Origin of the sequence: Rhizobium sp. WYJ-E13 (genome assembly GCF_018987265.1) — a bacterium.
Lineage (GTDB): Bacteria > Pseudomonadota > Alphaproteobacteria > Rhizobiales > Rhizobiaceae > Rhizobium.
The window spans coordinates 322,011-341,543 of the sequence record NZ_CP076855.1; the positions used below are offsets into that span (position 1 = coordinate 322,011).

Below are 19,533 nucleotides of genomic sequence, written 5' to 3' on the forward strand. Positions count from 1 at the left end.
GTGCGGCGATCATTGCGGCATGCCTGGACGGCCGCGGCGTGACAGCTGCGCATCGAGGCGCGGATAGACGCGGCGCGCATTGCCCTCGAAAATCTTGTAGCGGCTGATCTCGTCGAGCGTTTCGAGCTTGTCGATATAGCGCTTCGTATCGTCGTAATGATGCCCCGTCTCCGGGTCGATGCCCTTGACGGCGCCGAGCATTTCCGAGGCGAAAAGGATGTTTTCGACCGGGATCACCTTCGACATCAGTTCAATGCCCGGATAGTGATAGACGCAGGTGTCGAAGAAGACGTTCTTCAGCAGGTGCTCGGTCAGCAGCGGCTTTTTCATCTCCTGCGCCAGGCCGCGATAGCGGCCCCAATGGAAGGGTACTGCGCCGCCGCCATGTGGAATGACGAATTTCAGGGTCGGGAAATCCGTAAACAGATCCCCCTGCAGCAGCTGCATGAAGGCCGTCGTATCGCCATTGATGTAATGGGCGCCGGTGTGATGGAAGCATGCGTTGCAAGATGATGAGACATGGATCATCGCCGGCACGTCCAACTCACAGAGCGTTTCGTAAAGCGGATACCACTGGCGATCCGTCAACGGCCGATCGGTCCAGTAGCCGCCGGAGGGATCCGGGTTGAGATTGACGCCGACGAAATCGAGCTCTTCGACGATGCGCCTGAGTTCGGGAATACAGTTCTTCGGCGCCGCACCCGGATGTTGCGGCAACTGGCCGACGGCTGCAAAATTGTCCGGCAAGAGCTTGCAGATACGATGGATCAGGTCGTTGGACATCGATGTCCACTGCTGGCTCACCGCTTCGGTGCCGACATGGTGGGCCATGCCGGCGGCGCGCGGCGAAAAGATCGTCAGATCGCTGCCACGGTCCTTCTGGAGCTTCAGCTGCGGCGCCACCGATTGGCGCAGCATGTCGTCGGAAATGCCGAGATCGGTGCTCGTCGGCCGGCGCATGGCGTCCGCAAGCCCGGCGAGCTGCTTGTCGCGGAACTGGTGGAGCGCCTGGGGCTCGGTGGTGTAATGTCCGTGAATGTCGATGATCATGCGCAATCCTCCTTGCGTCATCGAAGAAAACTGGTGTCCGGCATCAATCAGATGCGGACGAACAGTTCGTCGACCTCGTAGCGACGCGGCGTAACCTGCTGGTCGGCGGAATAATCGAAAGCAAGCTGCAGCGAGCGGCGGTTCGCCTCCAGACCGTAAGCCGGGGGCGGCGTTGCGCCATCCTCCTCGATAGCGATGCGGCGCGCTTCTTCGAACAGTTCCATCAGCTCTCCGGCGAGCCAGGAATACTCGGCGAGCAGCGCATTGCGCACCGTCAGCACATGGTTGATCGGCACGATCCCCGTCCGCTCGATCCAGGATTCGGCTGCCTTGTCGCCATCAGGAACGACGGTGCGGATATCAGAGGGATCGACGACGCGCTCGCCCATGATCGCCGAGAGCTCGCCCGATAGCATCAGCTCGCGAAGCCCCACGGACCTTTCGTTGCGCACGGCATTTGCGGGATCGGTATATTCGCTGAGATGGGCGTCCTCCATCGTCAGCCAGGTGATACTACCAAGATCGACGCCGTAATCTTCCTTGATGATGCCGCGCACCCACACACCCGATGTCTGCGCATAGGCACGTACGCCGACTTTCGTCTTGTTGAGGTCCTTCGGCTCGCGAATGGCCGAATCGACCGGACAAACGAGATTGGCGTGCGGCAGACGGCTCCAGAGCGGGATGGCGATGCCGGTGAGCGGCTTGGCGTAGTGATGTGCAAGAAGATGGGTGACGACGGCAAGCTCTGACACATCGAGCTCGTCGCCGCGAACCATGGTGCGGAAGGCCTTCGGCAGTGGTTCGTAATCGCGGAACTCGAAGGTCACGCGGCTTGACGAGACACGACCATCCGTCAGCGGCTTGACGTGGGCGTGTTTTCCCAGCGCCGTGCGCAGCAGCAATTTATCTGGCATCGAGCCCTCCAAGCAGGATGTTCCTTTATAAGGAACATCGTTCCAGTTTAACATGATAGTGATTTACCGATCTCCGTCAATCTCGGGAGCGGCCTCCTGGCCATTGTCGATCTTGGAGAATGGAAAGGCGCTGGTGCGACCCTACAAAGGCCTTCGCCTATGGTTCTGGTCGTTGCGCCTAGCGTGCGGTTTTTTTCCACGGAACCAGTTTGCGTTCCAATTCATTGAGCGTAACCGAACTCAAAAAGCCGAGAAACGCGATCACGAGTAAGCCGACGTACATCTGCTCAACTGAAAGCAGTTCCCAAGCGTTCCAGATCATGTAGCCGAGTCCGCTTTTTGATCCGATCATCTCTGCGATCGCTATGAGCATCAGACCGAGACCGAGACCGAGCTTTATGCCGCTCATGATGTGTGGAACCGCGCCGGGAAGCGCGATCGTTGAAAACACATGCCAGCGATTTGCACCATAGTTACGCCCGACGTCCAAGAAGATCTTGTTGATCTCAAGCACGCCAGTCGCGGTATTTATGAGGACTGGATAAAACACCCCAATCGCAACCATCGCGATCTTGGAGGCTTCACCGAGGCCGCAAATCAGCAGCAGCAGCGGGAAGATTGCGCTTTTGGGTACGGGATAGGTTGCCGAGATCAGTGGGTCAACGATCGCCTTGAGCGGACGTGACAGACCGATCGCGACCCCCAGAAGGAGCCCTGGGATGCCTCCCACGAGCGTACCCCAGAAAAGGCGCTGCATCGTGGCCCAGGTGTTAATCCACAGCGAACCGTCCGAAACCAGGGAAAGAAAAGTCGCGAAGATCTTAGTCGGCGCGGGGAAAAAGCGCTGGTCAATTAGCCCCGCCCTTGCGGCCATTTCCCAAATAGTCAGCAGCACCAGCGGCGATGCCACGCTGATGATCCGGTCGCGAGTGTCGCTGTCCAGGCGTTTCCTCGGTGCCCGCACATCGCTCCTCACGATTGCCTTTGACTTCACTGTCATGCCTTTACCTCCCCGAGATCCCTTGATCTTGCTCTTTGCACCTCGTCGCGCAGTTGACCCCATATCGAGTAGACGAATTCGCCATATGCCGGACGGGAGCGCAGTTCGAGGACGGATCTCGGGCGCTCGAACGGGACATTTATTATTTCCTTGATGCGGCCCGGTTGCGCCGACATCACCATTACGCGGTCTCCCAGAGTGACTGCTTCGTCAACACTGTGCGTAATGAAGAGCACCGTCTTTCGCGTCTCCTCCCATATCTTGAGCAACTCCTCTTGCAACAACAGTTTGTTTTGCTCATCCAGCGCGGAAAACGGCTCGTCCATGAGCAAGATGTCCGGGTCGTTTGCAAAGGCCCTTGCAATGGAGACACGTTGGCGCATACCCCCAGACAGTTGATGCGGATAGGCTTGAGCGAACCGCGTCAGGCCCGTCCGATCCAGGTAGTGCCCAACTACGTCCTTGATTTTCGACTTTGGGACGTGACGCAGGCGCAGCCCGTAGGAAGCGTTCTCCCATACGGTCATCCAAGGGAATAGGGAGTCGCCTTGAAACACCATCGAGTTGCCCGGCCGGTTCTGAGAGGGCGCGCTGACCTCAACGGTGCCGGAGGTCTGCGTTTCGAGATTTGCCAGTATACGAAGGAGGGTGGTCTTGCCGCATCCGCTCGGACCGACGATCATAAAAAAGCAACCTTCGGAGATATCAAGCGATACGTTGTCGAGTGCCGTCATGGTGCCCGATGGGGTTTCGAACGACTTCGTCAGGTCGGTCAACCGGATTTTGGTCGTGTCGCAGATGGCGTCTGTAACACTTCGCAGATAAGACGACGTTTGTGCCATGGCGAGCCTCACTTCTTCGGTTCATAAGGGCCGAGTTTCTTCACGGCGCTTTCCGCAAAACTGGTATCGACGACCTTATCGATCGAAACATCGCCCTCCATCAGGCCTTCCGATTGGAAGTATTGAAGGTCGGTCCGAAGACTATCCATGTTTAGCTTGCCGTCAGGGTTCGTGCCTTGTGGGACGATTGTCCGGAAAGTCTCGGGATCCTTGATCGATGTATACTCGGTAAGGATGGACACGACCTCCTCGGCATTCGGTCCAGCCAACTGTCCATTGGCGAGTGCATCATTATAGTCGCGCACTGCGCGCAAGTAGGCGCGCATGAATGCTTCGGCGACGTCGTGGTGGTGCTCGACGAAATCGGTGGCATAGAGCACGACTGCGAGTTGGTGGTTTGGGTAGATCTGATCGTCGCCCATGAACCGCACCGCGGCACCGCGCCGGATGGCTTCGGTCGCCGACGGCTCCGTGGTGAGTGCGGCGTCGACCGCCTTGTTCTCCAGAGCCATTACATGCTGGGGAAATGACAGGTAGAGCCGCTCGACGTCAGCAGGTTTCAGTCCGCCCTTCTTCAAGGCCTCGTTCATGGTCGAAGTGGAAGCACTGCCGTTGGCGCTACCGGCAATTTTGAGCCCCTTGAGATCTGCAAGCGTCTTGAACTTCCCGCTGTCAATAAGATCCTTCCGGATCAGGAGCGGCTGGTAGCCGTAGCCGGGTGGTGTGGAGCCCTTATCCGCCACGATCTTGATCCCTATGCCGCGGGCTACGGCGTTGTAGAGGCCCACCGAGGGTGATCCACCCGCAACGTCGAGCTGCCCTGCTCCAAGGGGCGCTACCATTTTTGCACCAGCATCGAAGGGGATGAATTTGGCTTCGATCCCCTCTTCTTTGAAGTAGCCCTTTTTGTCCGCGATAAAGAACGCCACGTCACTACTGGAGTTAACAATACCGACATTAACGGTCGCCACATCGGCTGCCATCGTCCCAAGACAGCCTAACGCTAACGACGCTACAGTAACGGTGCCAAATAACAGATTTTTCATGCTCTCCTCCGTTCAAACATAACCGCCACGATCCTACCCCCCGCAACGCTATGTTCCTCTATGCGGAACTACGTTCCGTAATTAGAAGCGTATAGACACGTGGGATCTATGTCAAATCCGGCGGGGCCGTCCCGTCACCAAAAGGCCTTTCGTCGCAGTTCCAACGTCGCGAGCTCTTCGACCGTCGCGCATCCCGTCAAGCGCATGGTCCGGCGCAGCTCATCGGTCAGGATCGACAGCGCGCGTTCCCCGCCGCGCTGGCCACCTGCCGCCAACCCGTAAAGCGCCGACCTGCCGACGAGAACGGCCTTTGCTCCCAGAGCAAGGGCCTTGGCGATGTCGGCGCCTCGTTCGAAGCCGCCGTCAACCAGCAAGGTGGTTTTTGTCCCTACTGCTGCGGCGATATCGGCAAGGGCATGGGCGGTCGGCAGCGCGCAATCCAACTGGCGGCCGCCATGGTTGGAGACGACGATCCCATCGACGCCTTGTTCGACCGCCCTCACTGCGTCCGCCGAGGAGAGAATGCCTTTGACCAGGAGAGGTCCTTTCCACGCTTCCCTGATGTGTGCGAGGTCCCGCCAGGCGAATGACGGGTTTCGTTGCATTCTGGAAAAATCCGCCATTTGCCTCGCCGTTGCATTCGATGGTAGGAAGTCTGCGAGGTTCTCCAGCCTGGCTGCCCCGCCACGCAGCCACACCGCGCCGAGCCAACGTGGGTGCATCAGGCCGTCCAACAACACTCTGACAGACCAGCGAATGTTGTGCGCAAAACCGTTTCGAAGATCGCGTTCGCGCTTCCCCGGCACCAGTGAGTCGACGGTGACGATCAGGCCATCGAAACCTGCCGATGCGGCGCGATCGATCAGTCGTCTACTGAACGACGGTTCTCCCCAAGGATATAGCTGGAACCAGCGGCGACTGCTGACCCGGGGGGTAATTTCCTCCAAAGCGCAGCTTGAAGCGGTCGAAAGACAAAAACCGAGCCCGGCAGCCTCGGCTGCTCTGGCGAGCGCCAAATCGCCGTCACGCCATGACAAACCGTTGAGCCCGGTAGGGGCAATCAGAAGCGGAGCGCTGTATGTCTGGCCGAAGAGCTCTGTTTCAGTGTTGACCGATCCACCCGCCAGGATGCGTGGGACAAAACAGATCGCCCGGAGCGCTTCCCGGTTGGCGCCTAAAGTGGTTTCGTCTTCCGCACCGCCTTCGATATAGTCGTACACAATGCGAGGGAGTCGGCGCAGTGCAAGTTGCTTGAGATCATCGATATTGATGGCATTGGCAACGTCCTTGTTCATCCAAATTCGCCCTGAGGAGTGCTGGTGGTCATAGACTAACGATCCGTTCCCGCAGGTCATGCCAGAACCGATCGGAGTGAGATTAATGCGTTCTTATTTTGAGCCGGTCGTCCGAGCCGCAGCGCTCAACTGGCGCGCTCTCAATCGGCGCGCGTCAATCCGGCCACCATGTTCGGGCTGTACCCGGGCTTGACCCGCGCGTCGATCACGACCGGACGACCTTCCTTGGCGATCTCAACCGCCTTTCGAACTGCCGAGGAGAGTTCGCCCGCAGTGGAGACGGGGCCGATGCCTTCGACACCTTGTGCCCGTGCGATTTCGGCGATCGCGATGTCGGGATCCGCGATCTGTTGTCCGATCCACTTATTTTCGATCGGCCTCTCGCGCATCGTTGCCACGCGTTCCTGATGCACCTCATCATTGAAAAACGAACGATTGTTTGCAACTATAGCAACGAAAGGAATTCGATAATGTGCCGCCGTCCAAAATGCAGACGCTGCCATCATGAAATCCCCGTCGCCCAGAACTCCGACGGCCAGTCTGCCGGTGCCACGCAACCCGAGTGCGGCGCCGATCAGCATTCCCGGTCCCGACCCGATGCCCGCACCACCGTCACCCCCCAGGTAGTCGAGCGGATGTCGGAAGTGCCAGGCTTCCCCCGCCCAGCCCAGCGGCAGGCGCACCATGGATATGCATTCGCTCGAAAGAGCCTCGCCGAGTGCGGAGGCGAGGGCGAGAACATCCAATTCAGTTTCCTCGGCTACCGCGTTGAACGCAGGCAGTGCTGGAAGTTCCGCTGGTTCCTCTCCGGAGACAACGCCAAGCGCGTCGGCAAGCAGGTGAACGGCCACATCCGGCTCACAAGCCAAGTGGATATCCACCGCAGGCAGCGACTGGTGTTCCATTCCCCAGCCATTGTGCAAAACGTGATCTTGCGAAACTTGGATTACAATGGCTTTTCTCTGCTTTGCTTGTTTCAGCGTCCCCGCGAGATCGACCCAGTCAAGGCTTAGGATCACATCTGCGCCGGCGAGCGTGGTGATCGCCGCGTCATCGAGAAAATGCGCGGGTTTCGCGCAGTGCGCGCGATGGTCTGTTGGGAACGCCGCTCCGACCTTGATGTCGGTGATAACTGAAGCCCCGAGTGCCTCGACCAAGGCGACTCGGCGCGCCCAGTCCTTCGGACTGCGAGACACCCTGCCGGCGAGAACAACAACCCGTTTTGCAGCTCCCAACGCGTGAGCGGCCTCCCCCACAGCTTGTGCGGAAGGTGCGGCGGGTAATGGCGGACGATGCCGCGTTACGTCCGGCAATTCGGGTAAGGCGTCCAGCTTTTTTTCTTGGACAGATACGTCGAAATTGACGTATGTCGGCCCTGAGGGCGCGGTCCGCGAGATCATATTCGCTCTCAAGATGGCTTCTATTCCAGACTCCACCGATGCAGGCTGGTCGTCCCATTTAACGAAGTGGCGAACGAGAGCGCCTTGATCGCGGGACGTATGCAACCAGTCGATCCATGGACGGCGCAATGCGGCGTCTACAGGCCCTGTTGCCCCGAAAACAAGCATTGGTACCCGGTCGCACCAAGCGTTGAATATCGCCATGGATCCATGCATAAGGCCGACGTTCGAGTGCAGGATGACGGCCAGCGGTTCGCCTGTCACCTTGGCGAAACCGTGTGCGATCGCTACGGCATGTTCCTCATGGAGGCATAGGAGCATCTGAGGATGCTCATTGCCCAGCCTGTTGACTAGACTGTCATGGAGCCCTCGAAAGCTGGATCCTGGATTCAAAGCGACGTAGCGAATGCCGATTTTTCGAAGCATTTCGGCAAAAACGTCGCTGCCCCAAACGCTTTTCAGCCCGCTGGCAACCGGGCGCTCTACGTCCTCGAGCTCAGGTGCCAGCTTTTCAAAATTGCCCAATGTTTCCTCCCCGATTCATGGCAAAAGTAAGAATACAAAAAAACTTAGAAACCTAATGAAAAGCTGATGTCAAGTCGATATCGGCAGTCCGCCCCCCCCCAAGTCATGGCGAAAAAACAGCTGAAATACGCTTGACAGCCCCCCGCACTGCGGCCAGATTAAACCAAATACTACGATATCGAAGTATTTTCCGGCGCGTGTTTTCAGTACCGTGGACCGGCATCGACACTGGTGGAGGACCAATGCCGCTTGAAATTCGCAATGTCGCAAAGTCGTTTCGGGGCGTGAATGGAAGCAAGAAGACGATTCTGTCCGAAATATCGGCCACGATAGAAGACGGCGAGTTTGTCTCGATCATCGGGCCGAGTGGATGTGGAAAGTCCACTTTATTCAACATCATAGGAGGGATGCTCTCTGACTACGACGGCGATGTGATTGTCGACGGAAAGAAAATCCGAGGCCCGCATCCGGACATCGGGACAGTGTTCCAGGAAGAGTCGACTTTTCCCTGGCGTACCGCGCTGAAAAATATCGAGTTGCCGCTGGAACTTCGGGGTGTTGGAGCGTCGGAGCGTCGGCGCAGGGCTGAGAGACTGCTGGACCTCGTTGGATTATCGGGTTTCGAAAACCACCATCCAGCCGAGCTTTCAGGCGGCATGCGTCAACGGGTTTCCATCGCCCGTACACTCGCGTTCCAGCCGCGCATAATGTTGATGGACGAACCGTTCGGAGCTCTGGACGAACAAACCAGGTTGTTGCTGGGCGACAAGATCCTCGAGATCTGGCGCGACATTCAGCAGACCACACTGCTCATTACCCACAACATCACCGAGGCGGTTCAGATGAGCGACCGGGTGATCGTGATGTCGCATCGGCCCGGCCAGGTCAAAAGGATCGTCACGATTGACCTGCCGCGACCGCGCAGCTCCGCCAGCATGGGGGATAAGGCATTTGGGGATTACGTCAGCCTCATCTGGCAGGATCTGAAGGAGGAAGCGTCGCGGTTTCTGCAGGAGAGTGAGATCGAGAGAAACCGCCAACTTCAATAGGTCAATTAAACAATTGGGAGGAAATAATGAATTGCAGAATTGCGCAGTGTGCGGCCCTCGTTGGTTTTCTTATGTTGCAGTCCGGGGCGTCAGCCGCTGACCTCATCAGGGTTGCGGACAGCCAGAAGGGGTCCTGGGAGCAGACGCTCATCGAACTCGGTAGGGACAAAGGCATCTTCAAGAAATACGATATCGATCTCGAAATCCTCTGGACGGACGGCGGAGCGGACTCCCAGCAGGCCGTGATTGCAGGAAGCATGGATATCGCGATCGGGACCGGCACGTTGGGGGTAATCAGCGCTTACGCGAAGGGTGCGCCCGTGGAGATATTGAGCGCATCTATGACAGGCGCATCGGACCTCTATTGGTTTGTTCGCCACGACAGTCCAGTCAAGACATTTCGAGACTCGGCAGGCAAGACGGTGGCATTCTCGCGGCCTGGATCGTCCACAAACGTCATCGCTTTAGCGCTTATCAAAGAAGCGGGCACCGACGCGAAGTTGGTTCCAGCGGGCGGTCCTGCTGCCTCGATGACCCAAGTCATGTCCGGCCAGGTCGATATCGGCTGGTCGGTGGTGCCAGTAGGTCTCGACCGGGAAGCCACTGGCCAGATCAGGGTCATCGCTTCCGGTAACGACGTGGCGGGCGTGAGGGATCAGACCGTTCGAGTGAATATAGTGAACAGGGACTTCTACAAGGAGAACCCTGACCTCGTTAAACGATTCATGAAAGCCTACCAAGAAACATTCCAGTGGGCTTACGACACCGATGAGGCGCTTGAACTGTGGAGCAAAATGAACCAGCTCGACTTGGCGGCCGGTAAGAAGGCAAGGGATCGAGGCTGTCCACGAGAAGCCGTACAACTGTTCCCGGTCAGGGGAATGGACAGGAACATCGCTGAGGCGATCGAGAGCAAGCGACTGAACGCTCCATTACCGCCTGAAAAAGTATCCGAGATGCTGGCCGTATCGAAAGAGCTTCAGCAGGCGATTGGGGGATAGTTGGATGAATACGGCGTTGAAGCCACGCACATGGCCAGACAAGGCCATGTGCGTGGCCGGGAATATCTTGCTGGTCGTGGCGGTCGGGTGCGGAATACAGGTTGTCGTCACATCCGGAATGGTCTCCGAGTTTGTCATACCGCGCGCTAGCGACATACTTGCCGCAGTGCCCCGATTGGTAAGCGAGGAACATCTTGTAGCGCTATTCGCGACCACCGTGTCCATGGCCTTCGTTGCCACGCTTGCGGGGCTCCTTGTGGGCATTCCCGCAGCATGGTTACTCTATCGCTATAAAGAGTTCGGCCAGGCATACGAAAGCTGGCTCGGGGCTCTGTTCTCGGCTCCTATAATTCTGCTTTATCCGCTGTTTCTCGTGGTCTTTGGTCGTGGCGTCCAGACAATCGTCATAATGAGCTTCATCGTGGGCATCGTCCCGATCGTTCTGAACACCTATACGGGCCTGAACCGGACTCCTCCGATCTACATCAAGGTCGCCCGCAGTTTTAACATGACCGATCGGCAGATGGCCTGGAAGGTCATTCTCCCGGCTGCAATTCCGTCAATCATGACGGGCCTTCGACTGGCTCTTGTCTACACGCTGATCAATACGGTCGCGATCGAGTTCCTTATCAGCATTGGCGGGCTCGGTTATCTGATCGGGGACCTCTATGACCGATACGATCTGCCCGGGACCTATGCCGCGGTGTGCTTTGTCATTATCGCAAGTGTGCTGTTCTTCAATATGCTCGAAAGGTTGGAACGTTGGCTGACACCCCGGTGATCCCCGCCGTCGCAATTCCCGCGCGATCCGCGAAATTGTCCAAGGTCGCCACAATCCGGATCGTCACGGTCCTCATTCTGGGGATCGGATACGAAATGGTTGCCCGCTCCGGGATATTGTTTGAGGGAGTGGTTCCTTCGTCCGTGATCGTGCTCCAACGTTTGGTGACCACATTACTCGACAGCAGCTTCTATCCACATCTTGCGGTCACTGCGACGGAGGTCATCTGCGGTTTGTTGGTCGGGGCATCTCTCGGGATAGCCACGGGTGTTGCCTTTGGGCTTAGCTGGCCGCTGGCACGGCTCCTGAGTCCATGGGTCAACTATCTGGCGCCGACCCCAAAGATCGTATTCCTCCCGATCCTTCTACTCGGATTCGGCGTCGGCATGGGATCCAAGATCGCGATGGCGTCAATTTCGGCGTTCTTCCCTGTTGCCATGGCAACCTACCGAGGCGTCCAACAAATCAACGGGGTACATATTCGGGTGGCGTTTTCTTTCAACGCGACACGGATGCAACTGTTAACCAAGGTCTTCCTGCCTTCGCTCGTCGCTCCCGTTGTCACCGCCTTGCGGCTGGCTCTTGGGGTCGCGTTTGTCGGCACGCTCCTGGCTGAGATAAAGCTGTCGAACCAAGGCTTGGGCTACCTGATTATCCAACACTACAACGCAATGAGGATACCGGACATGTACGCGATCCTGATCATTACGTTCGCGATCGTCATGGCCGCCAATGCCGCCATGGATGGCCTGGTGGCGGCGATCATGCGCAGAATGTCAGGGGCGAAGTAGGGCCTGGCTGCTGCCTTGATGCGGCAAAGAATTACACAAGGACAGGGTGACGGAATGTCATACGCCAAAAAATACTCTGATGAAGTTCATGATGCTTTGCCAAAGAACCGCAGTCTATACTACGCGGGTGGATGGCATAAGGCGAAGAGCGGTGGTCTCCGATCGGTTAGAAGCCCGGCAAACCAGGAAGAGTTAGGGCACGTGTCCTGGGCGGATGCCGACGATGTCGATGAAGCCGTTCGGGCCGCCTATTCGGGTTTCAAGATATGGCGCGGCGTAAAGCCACTGGAGCGTTGCAAAATCCTTAGGCGCTCTGCCGATGTAATCCGCGCCCATCGACGCGAACTCGCTCTGATCGATGCTGCCGACGGCGGCAATCCTGTGAAGGAACTGCTGAAAGACGTAGACATCGCTGCTGCCACGATCGACTATTACGCCGGACTGATCACGGAAATAAAGGGTGACACTATTCCCATGGGGGATGGCGTCTTGAACTACTCCGTACGCGAACCTTTAGGGGTAATTGTCCGGATCAGCGCGTTCAACCACCCGATGCTTTTCGCCGGAATGAAAATCGCAGCGCCTCTCGCGGCCGGGAATTCGGTCATTGTGAAGTCCCCGGATCAGGCCCCGCTCTCGTCTTTGAGGCTGGCCGAACTGCTCGGTGACCTTTTCCCGCCGGGTGTTCTTACGGTGTTGTCTGGCGGGCGCGAATGCGGTGAAGCTCTCGTTACACATCCAAAGGTTGCGAAGATTGGATTGATCGGGTCGGTTCCAACTGGAAGGGCGATCCTGAAGGGGGCCGCAGCGGGCATGAAGAAAGTCACCCTGGAACTCGGTGGCAAAAATGCACTGATTGCATGCGCGGACGCCGACCCGGATAAGGTGGCCGAGGGGATCGTGAAGGGAATGAATTTCGCTTGGTGCGGTCAGTCCTGTGGATCGACGTCTCGTGCCTTCCTGCACTCCGACATTCACGATGCGGTCATCGAGCGGGTAAAGGCGGCAGTAGAGAGGATCAGGCCAGGCTTGCCGACAGATGATACGACCGAAATGGGATCCCTAATCAGTAGGGAGCATAGAGACAAGGTCTGGTCCCATATTAGATCCGCGAAGGAGGAGGGCGCCAGATTGGTGACGGGGGCGGAGGCGCCCGCGGAACCGGGCCTGTCCGATGGATTTTACATCCTTCCAACGGTTTTTGCCGATGTGACCCAGTCGATGACGCTCGCAAAGGAAGAGGTGTTCGGGCCGGTGCTGGCCGTTCTAAAATGGGAAGACGAAGTCGCGCTGATGAAGGATGTCAACGCTGTCGACTTCGGCTTGACGGCCGCCATATGGACGTCGAACCTGTCGACCGCTCACCGGTTGGCCCACGAGGTCGAAGCCGGTTATGTTTGGATCAATAACACCAGCGCCCATTTCCTTGGCGCGCCGTTCGGCGGAACGAAGCAGTCGGGGCTTGGGCGCGAAGAATCCATCAGCGAATTGCTGGATTGCACGGACGTGAAAAACATCAATGTGACCTTCCAGCCCTGAGCCACCTTGCTCGAGGAATTCTAACTGCTGCTTCTATGTTGAAAGATAGCGCGTGCGGCTTCCGGCGTCTTCGGTCCCAATCCAAAGGCGGCAGGCATGGCTGATAGTAGTGGACGCAGCCGCGTGCTTTCCGTTTAGGTAGAGATGGCGGCTCTTCATGACGTGCACAAAGGACATTTCTACGCAAGATGCTATGGGGCATATTGGATGTCCGGTTCTTATCAGATCCGATAGCGGTGTCCTCCAAAATAAGGCGTGGTGAAAAGGTGGAATATGATGCAACGCGAATGCTGGTGCAGATCGGGTTTCGCACGTCGATTTGCACCATAGGTTGTGCTGGCAGGACCGATCCTGATGGTGGTCTATGCTGCAAGAACCAATCATCGTTGGCCACACCATTCCACCCACCTGCAGCGGGAAAAGGAAGGGCTGGCGCGGGGAATAGTCGCACGAGATTACAGGCCGCTCGTCACGACCAGTTGGTCGACCCGCCTGATACCAGCATGACCGTGGGCTGCCGGATAGTTTCCAACAACCGTCATTCCTGGCATCTTCTCCAGTAACGCACTTATGCCCTCTTCGAGCTCTGCCTTAGCGAGAGCCTCTCCCAGGCATCGGTGCGGCCCGCCACCGAATACCGCGTGCCATCTTGAATGCTCTCTGTTGATATCGAAGCGATCGGGATTTTCGAAGCGCTCCGGATCGCGCAGCGCAGACATTGTGGAGAGAGCTACGATGGAACCCTCAGGAATGGTGCTCCCGTCGAGAACAAGGTCCTCGGTGGCAAACCGCGGGACCGACGCCACTGCAGGCTCAAGCCGCAAGGATTCGAGAACGGCCGAATGGACGAGCCTCGTGTCAGCCTTGATCGCGTTCAATTGCTCCGTGTTCTGCAATAGTAGGGACACGAGGAAAACCATCGCCGCGCGCGTTGTATCGCTGCCTCCGATGATTACCGTCACCAGTTGTTGAATCTCTTCACGAGCAGAAAGGGTTCCAGACGCCGCGACGGCTTGTATATAACTGGATATGAGGTCGCCGCGCGGATTCATACGGCGATCATTCACCAGGCCTTCAACGTAGGCGCTGAGTTCTGCCGCAGCTTCATTCATGTCCAAAAGATGATCAACAGTCCACGTGTGGGTAAAAGCGCGGGCTACCCGATAAACCAGGCTGGTAAAATGCGGAACATCGCAGGCCTCTATTCCAAGGAGTGAGGCAATCGTTCTGGCCGGCAGAAGTGCCGCAAACTGATCGCGGATTTCGAGAGCGGCATCCGGCGCGACGCCTTCCAGAAGCCGACGAGCCTCGTCCCTGATCTTGGGGCGCATTTCTTCGATCATACGAAACGCAAATTGCCGTGTGAGAGGGCTGCGCCGATTTCGATGAACGTCGTCATTCGAAAACAGCATACTCGAGCTTATCAACTCGTAAAGCGGTCCCGTGGACACGCCGCGCAGGTTCATAAGTTCCGTTTCCACCTGACGAGTTCCAGGATGGGTGAAGAGACGTTCGACGTCTTTCGCCCGCAGGACTAAATACACGCCATCGCTGCGTCTAAAGAAGGGCATTCGGGCGCGCGCCGCACGGAATGTTTCGTGAGGATTGGCGTCGAGCTCTGAATAAGAAAGAGTGGTGAAATCGAAGTCGTCCGCATATTGCAGCATTGATCCTGGCCTCCGTTGCGCTCTAGCATAAGGAGGATTTGTTTTCCTTTGACACCGTGAACGAGACAGATGATTGCAGATGCAGCCCATTGTAATCGTGTCGGCATGCTTTGCGCTTGTGCCGCGACACACGATCGGAAGCCTTCGATGAGGTTCGCGTATCGGTCGGATGGGACTAACAGATAACCTATGTGAGAACGTGTTTCTATGACGGAGGCCAGGGGCCAAACGATTTTGCGGATGCGCGTCACTGTCCTATCATGCGACGATTGTCGCCGCGCTGGGCGACTCCAGACGATGGTGGCCAGGCTTGTTGGCCGACCTGAAGCCGCTTCTTCCGTAGGCCCTACTTTTGTCTTCGGCCTGTATCCAGGCTCTTGGGATTAAGCGTCGACGAAGCACTCAGCCGGAGCTTGCTCCAGCTGAAAACGTGTGAGCGACACATCGGATACGCAAATCGCTGGGGCCAACGGATCAAATAGGTACGACGCGGAATCCTTATGGAAAGCACATGGTCGGACCTGCGGACGAGTGGCCCCGCAGGCTGACAAGGAACACGATGACTTTCGAGAAGAGGCTCTTTAAAGGGCATGCCTGACGAGGATTGCCTCGCCGGGCACGTCGAAACAGCCGAGCAAACGGATGATGAAACCTTCCTGCTTACAGTGAGTATGTCTCGAAGCTAGACGGGTGAAAAAGCTCGTCGACCTGCACCCGACGGGGAGACAAGCCCTGTTCATGATGATAGCGAAGAAACGTCTCCAGAACATGATGATTGCTTTCAACGCCGTAGGTCCACGCATCCGAACCCATAAGCGCTCGTGTTCGGCCTACGAGCTCCTCGATAAACGGCAAAGTGACCTTGTTTGCAGATGTGTCGAGGAGGGCATCTTCGGCAACTTTCTTGGCAGAGGCAAATGCCTTGAACAGCGATGCCGGAAGCCACGGGTGTGTCGCGGCGAGACTGCGGCGGATACCGACAACATGCATGATCGGAAAGATCTTCGTGTCACGGTAATAATCTTCGGCCTCGGAAATGGTATCCGCAAAAAGACGCGAGATATTGGGGTCGCCCTCGTCGAAACATTTAGGCGAGCGCGGGCCGATGAACGCATCGATATCTCCGCAGGCCAACATCTCGTTGAGGGTTGCACCGGCGGGAGCTGGGATCACTGTCAGATCTTGGGGTAGCTCCACATTTATCTTTTCGGGACGTCCGGGCTCGTTCATTCCCCCACGTACCCAGATAATCTCGGACGGTTTCACGCCATATCGGTCCTGCAATATGCCGCGAAGCCAAACGTTGGCAGTCAATTGATATTCTGCGATACCGACACGCCGTCCTCTCAGAAGGGCGGCGTCGCGAATGCCCCGGTCTTTCCGAACGTATACAGAAGTATGCCGGAACGCCCGGGATAGAAATACGGGAATGGCGATGTATTCCGGGTTCGATCGGGCAATGGAAATGCAGTAGGACGACAGTGAGAGCTCGCTTATATCGAAAGCGGACTGTCGGAAGGCCCGAAAGAACATCTCTTCAGGCGACAGCAGGATACAGGAAGGATTGACCCCTTCGATCCTCACGCGGCCATCGAATATTGCGCGGGTCCTGTCGTAGTCTCCCATAGCCAGTGAAAGGGTTATGGCTGACATTTTTTCTCCTGTTTTGACGTGCAATGCACAGGCGCCAGGTGCGCTTGCAGCCGATTTGCTGAGATTATAGTTTAGCTACCTAAGTAATTGGCGCGGCGAAACGGGCCGATATTGCACTCTAAGATAGCGAAATGCCCGCAAAACATGTAATCGCTTGATGCCGGCTTTCGTTACTTCATGACGGCACCGCCGTCGACGACGAGTGTCTGCCCAGTTACGAAGTCGCTATCTTGCGAGCAGAAGAAAAGGAGCGCGCCAATGAGGTCCGCTGGTACCTGAGAGCGCGGGATTGCGCGGGACGCTACTGTGGCTTCCGCACCTTTGCCCTGCCATGTCGGATTGGTTGCGACATTCTCACTCATCGTGAGCCCTGGCGCGATGGCGTTAACGCATACGCCGCTGGCACCGAGTTCACGCGCGAGGCATCGCGTCATAGCCACGACGGCTCCCTTGGAGGACACGTAGTGCAGCATGCCGGCCATGCCTTTGAACACCGTGCCCGAGGCGATGTTCAAGATCTTCCCGTGATTTTGCGAGATCATATGAGGAGCGACCGCCTGTGAGCATAGGAAAGGCCCGCGAACGTTGACGTCCATCACCTTGTCCCACTCCGACGGATCGATCTCCAAGAAAGGCTTCTTATTCAGGCTCGCGAAGATCGCGGCATTGTTGACAAGCCCATCGATCCGCCCGAATTCCGAAACGGCGGTGGCGACCATTTCGCCGACCGAATCTTTGTCGGAGACATCCGTGGAGACAAAGCGGGCCAATCCCCCGTTGCGGACGATTGCATCGGCGGTGCCTTCGCCATTGGCAATGTCAGCCAGAATTAGTTGAGCGCCTTCGGCGGCAAGTGCCTGGCTGAAGACGGCGCCGATCCCGGACGCTGCGCCTGTTACGATTACAACCTTACCCTTCAATCTGTCCATGATTTTCTCCTGTGGCGGTCGAGCAATTCGGCACTCGACATCCGGGGCAACATGGCATATCCTGAACAACTTAGGAAGCTAAGAATTTTTTGGAGGAGCAATGCTTACCGCAGAAGAAAACGATTTGATCTGCCGCGTCGAAGGTGAGGCCCCAATGGGCAAGCTGATGAGAGAATTTTGGTTGCCCGCTTGTCTGTCGGAGGAGGTTCCTTCAAACGACTGCGATCCGGTGCGTGTGCGGCTGCTCGGAGAGGACCTCGTGGCATTCCGCGATAGCGACGGACGTGTTGGTATCGTCGGGGAGTTTTGTCCGCACCGACGGGCGTCGCTGTTCTTTGGACGTAACGAGGAGTGCGGCTTACGTTGCCTCTATCATGGCTGGAAAATCGATGTGGAAGGCACGGTACTGGAAATGGCCTCGGAGCCGCCGGAAAGTACCTTCAAGGACAAGATCAAGCACACGGCGTATCCCACAAGAGAGGCCGGTGGGTTCATCTGGGTGTATATGGGCGACAAGTCACGCATGCCGGAGTTCGAGCCGCCGCTATTTGCGCCGACGCCGGAGACAAAGGTCAGCATTCTTAAAGTGCATGTAAAGGCAAACTGGGCCCAGTGTCTCGAAGGAGCCATCGATTCCGCCCACAGCTCGAGCCTGCATTCCACCGATATGCCGCCCGCGATGGTCGGTAGTTCGACTGCCACGGGAACCGCCTGGCAGCGACCGTCGACCGACAAAGCGCCGCGTCTGCAGCCGGAGCCCACGGACTACGGTTTCAAATACGCCGCGATCCGAAGGCCGATCAAGAATTCGGCGACTCACGATTACGTGCGAATCACGCATTTTGTTGCCCCGTTCACAGTGCTCATTCCGCCCAACAACGTCTACAACGTCTCGCAGATGAACGCTCCGACCGACGATGAAAACTCGGTACTCTATATCATAGCCTGGACGGAAAGCGGGCCTGGAGTCGATCAGGAGGCCTGGAGAAAGTTCACCCGCATGCGTGTCGGAATTGAGCTAGATGAAACCTACCGCAAGGTCGACACCCGTGAAAACAATTACGGCCAGGACCGTCAAAAGATGCGATTGGGAGACTTTACGGGAATATCCGGCTTTCCGCATCAAGACATCGTCATGTGGGAAACCATGGGGTCGATGGCCAACCGTACGGAAGAGCGCTTGGGCGCCAGCGATGTGGCGATCGTCGAGTTCCGGCGGACGATGGTTAAGGCCGTCCGGGAGTTCCTGGAGGGGAAGCCGGCGATCGGAACACAGGCCTCGCGCGGACCGCGACCGGGACTACGTTCGTTTGAGGGCGTAATTCCGAAAACGACCGATTGGCGGGATCTCGGCAAGGCCGGTAGTGCAACAGCCGCCGCTGCGGAGTGACAACCGCCTGGTTCGGCAAGACTCCGGTCCCCAACCCCAGCCAATAGAAGAGCGCAGCATGGACGCACTTTATACCCTCGACCGGTTCTTCGATCTCTGTTCGAAAGAACCGGCGCCGGCTGACAATGAATTGTCGGCGGCATTTGCAAGACTGAAGCCCAGCGGATGTCCAGATTTTCCAAGACCCGATGGAGCACGGGCTTTCGCCGCCATCGAGCATCTTGCCAGGGAGGCGACAGACGCCGTCGATCAGACTTCCAGCAGGGCTAGCCCAAGCAAGGACGTAGGCGCTTTTGCAGAGCTTCTCGTTGCAGCCTCGATCGCTGCCGCCAAGTCTGACCAGCGCTTTAACGAAGAAGACCTGAAGGCGATTGCCTCTCTTCTGGAGGCCGAAGCTGATCGCGACAGCAATATAAGGATGGTGCGTGAAGAAATTCTACGGCCGATGATGATCGAGCATATGACACGGCGCCACTGGACAAGGGCGGAGACGGTGGAACTCTACACAGCTTCGCGCCTGGCAATTGATGCAAGCGACGAGCTCTCCGAACATTACCTCAAGATGCTCGCGGCACGGCTTGGTTTGGAGCAGGCTCTGACCGACCAGATCGAAGTCGTGATCGCACGGAGGAGGTGACCTATGGATCAGGTTATAAAG

At 57.2% G+C, this 19,533-nt stretch carries 17 protein-coding genes; 7 read left to right on the forward strand and 10 right to left on the reverse strand.

Annotation, left to right across the window (positions count from 1 at the left end; translation table 11 throughout):
- Nucleotides 1-9 precede the first annotated feature (9 nt).
- The 7 genes from KQ933_RS32925 to KQ933_RS32955 all read right to left on the reverse strand — a co-directional run bounded on the left by KQ933_RS32925 (nt 10) and on the right by KQ933_RS32955 (nt 8,075).
- Nucleotides 10-1,050 carry an amidohydrolase family protein gene (locus KQ933_RS32925; RefSeq protein ID WP_216761087.1) on the reverse strand — a complete coding sequence of 347 codons (1,041 nt, stop codon included), beginning with the start codon at nt 1,048-1,050 and terminating at the stop codon, nt 10-12.
- A gap of 47 nt (nt 1,051-1,097) precedes the next feature.
- Nucleotides 1,098-1,967, reverse strand: a complete 870-nt coding sequence (locus KQ933_RS32930; RefSeq protein ID WP_216761088.1) for a phosphate ABC transporter substrate-binding protein — start codon at nt 1,965-1,967, stop codon at nt 1,098-1,100.
- A 178-nt stretch (nt 1,968-2,145) separates the two neighbouring features.
- Nucleotides 2,146-2,967, reverse strand: a complete 822-nt coding sequence (locus KQ933_RS32935; RefSeq protein WP_216761089.1) for an ABC transporter permease — start codon at nt 2,965-2,967, stop codon at nt 2,146-2,148.
- Entirely contained in the window at nt 2,964-3,809 is an 846-nt protein-coding gene (locus KQ933_RS32940; protein WP_216761090.1) for an ABC transporter ATP-binding protein, read from the reverse strand. Before KQ933_RS32940 ends, KQ933_RS32935 begins: the two co-directional genes overlap by 4 nt.
- Nucleotides 3,810-3,817: 8 nt before the next feature.
- Complete coding sequence (locus KQ933_RS32945) at nt 3,818-4,855, reverse strand: ABC transporter substrate-binding protein (RefSeq protein ID WP_216761091.1); 1,038 nt, start codon at nt 4,853-4,855, stop codon at nt 3,818-3,820.
- A gap of 134 nt (nt 4,856-4,989) precedes the next feature.
- The gene (locus tag KQ933_RS32950; protein WP_216761092.1) at nt 4,990-6,150 is read right to left on the reverse strand and encodes an alpha-hydroxy acid oxidase; all 1,161 of its coding nucleotides are present in this window, start codon (nt 6,148-6,150) and stop codon (nt 4,990-4,992) included.
- 140 nt (nt 6,151-6,290) lie between these two features.
- The gene (locus tag KQ933_RS32955) at nt 6,291-8,075 is read right to left on the reverse strand and encodes a thiamine pyrophosphate-binding protein (protein ID WP_253958480.1); all 1,785 of its coding nucleotides are present in this window, start codon (nt 8,073-8,075) and stop codon (nt 6,291-6,293) included.
- A gap of 242 nt (nt 8,076-8,317) precedes the next feature.
- On the opposite strand from KQ933_RS32955, the gene KQ933_RS32960 reads away from it, so the two are divergent.
- The 5 genes from KQ933_RS32960 to KQ933_RS32980 are packed head-to-tail and all read left to right on the forward strand — an operon-like array spanning nt 8,318 to nt 13,236.
- Nucleotides 8,318-9,124, forward strand: coding sequence for an ABC transporter ATP-binding protein (locus tag KQ933_RS32960; protein ID WP_216761093.1), 807 nt, complete (start codon nt 8,318-8,320; stop codon nt 9,122-9,124).
- 26 nt (nt 9,125-9,150) lie between these two features.
- Entirely contained in the window at nt 9,151-10,125 is a 975-nt protein-coding gene (locus KQ933_RS32965; protein ID WP_216761094.1) for an ABC transporter substrate-binding protein, read from the forward strand.
- 4 nt (nt 10,126-10,129) lie between these two features.
- Entirely contained in the window at nt 10,130-10,906 is a 777-nt protein-coding gene (locus tag KQ933_RS32970) for an ABC transporter permease (protein WP_216761095.1), read from the forward strand.
- A complete protein-coding gene (locus KQ933_RS32975; RefSeq protein WP_216761096.1) occupies nt 10,888-11,697 on the forward strand; it encodes an ABC transporter permease in 810 nt (269 codons plus the stop codon). The genes KQ933_RS32970 and KQ933_RS32975 overlap by 19 nt, the downstream gene beginning before the upstream one ends.
- 54 nt (nt 11,698-11,751) lie before the next feature.
- Nucleotides 11,752-13,236: an aldehyde dehydrogenase family protein gene (locus tag KQ933_RS32980; protein ID WP_216761097.1), complete on the forward strand. Its 1,485-nt coding sequence runs from the start codon at nt 11,752-11,754 to the stop codon at nt 13,234-13,236.
- 455 nt (nt 13,237-13,691) lie between these two features.
- Here the strand turns inward: KQ933_RS32980 and KQ933_RS32985 are convergent, their stop codons facing one another.
- The 3 genes from KQ933_RS32985 to KQ933_RS32995 all read right to left on the reverse strand — a co-directional run bounded on the left by KQ933_RS32985 (nt 13,692) and on the right by KQ933_RS32995 (nt 17,485).
- Nucleotides 13,692-14,903, reverse strand: coding sequence for a cytochrome P450 (locus tag KQ933_RS32985; protein WP_216761098.1), 1,212 nt, complete (start codon nt 14,901-14,903; stop codon nt 13,692-13,694).
- 660 nt (nt 14,904-15,563) lie between these two features.
- The gene (locus KQ933_RS32990) at nt 15,564-16,556 is read right to left on the reverse strand and encodes an ABC transporter substrate-binding protein (protein WP_216761099.1); all 993 of its coding nucleotides are present in this window, start codon (nt 16,554-16,556) and stop codon (nt 15,564-15,566) included.
- Nucleotides 16,557-16,726: 170 nt separating this feature from the next.
- Nucleotides 16,727-17,485, reverse strand: a complete 759-nt coding sequence (locus KQ933_RS32995) for an SDR family NAD(P)-dependent oxidoreductase (protein ID WP_216761100.1) — start codon at nt 17,483-17,485, stop codon at nt 16,727-16,729.
- A 100-nt stretch (nt 17,486-17,585) separates the two neighbouring features.
- Between KQ933_RS32995 and KQ933_RS33000 the strand changes: the two genes are divergently transcribed.
- Together KQ933_RS33000 and KQ933_RS33005 are read left to right on the forward strand one after the other, a co-directional pair.
- Nucleotides 17,586-18,875 carry a Rieske 2Fe-2S domain-containing protein gene (locus tag KQ933_RS33000; RefSeq protein WP_216761101.1) on the forward strand — a complete coding sequence of 430 codons (1,290 nt, stop codon included), beginning with the start codon at nt 17,586-17,588 and terminating at the stop codon, nt 18,873-18,875.
- Nucleotides 18,876-18,933: 58 nt separating this feature from the next.
- Entirely contained in the window at nt 18,934-19,512 is a 579-nt protein-coding gene (locus tag KQ933_RS33005) for a DUF533 domain-containing protein (protein WP_216761102.1), read from the forward strand.
- Nucleotides 19,513-19,533 lie beyond the last annotated feature (21 nt).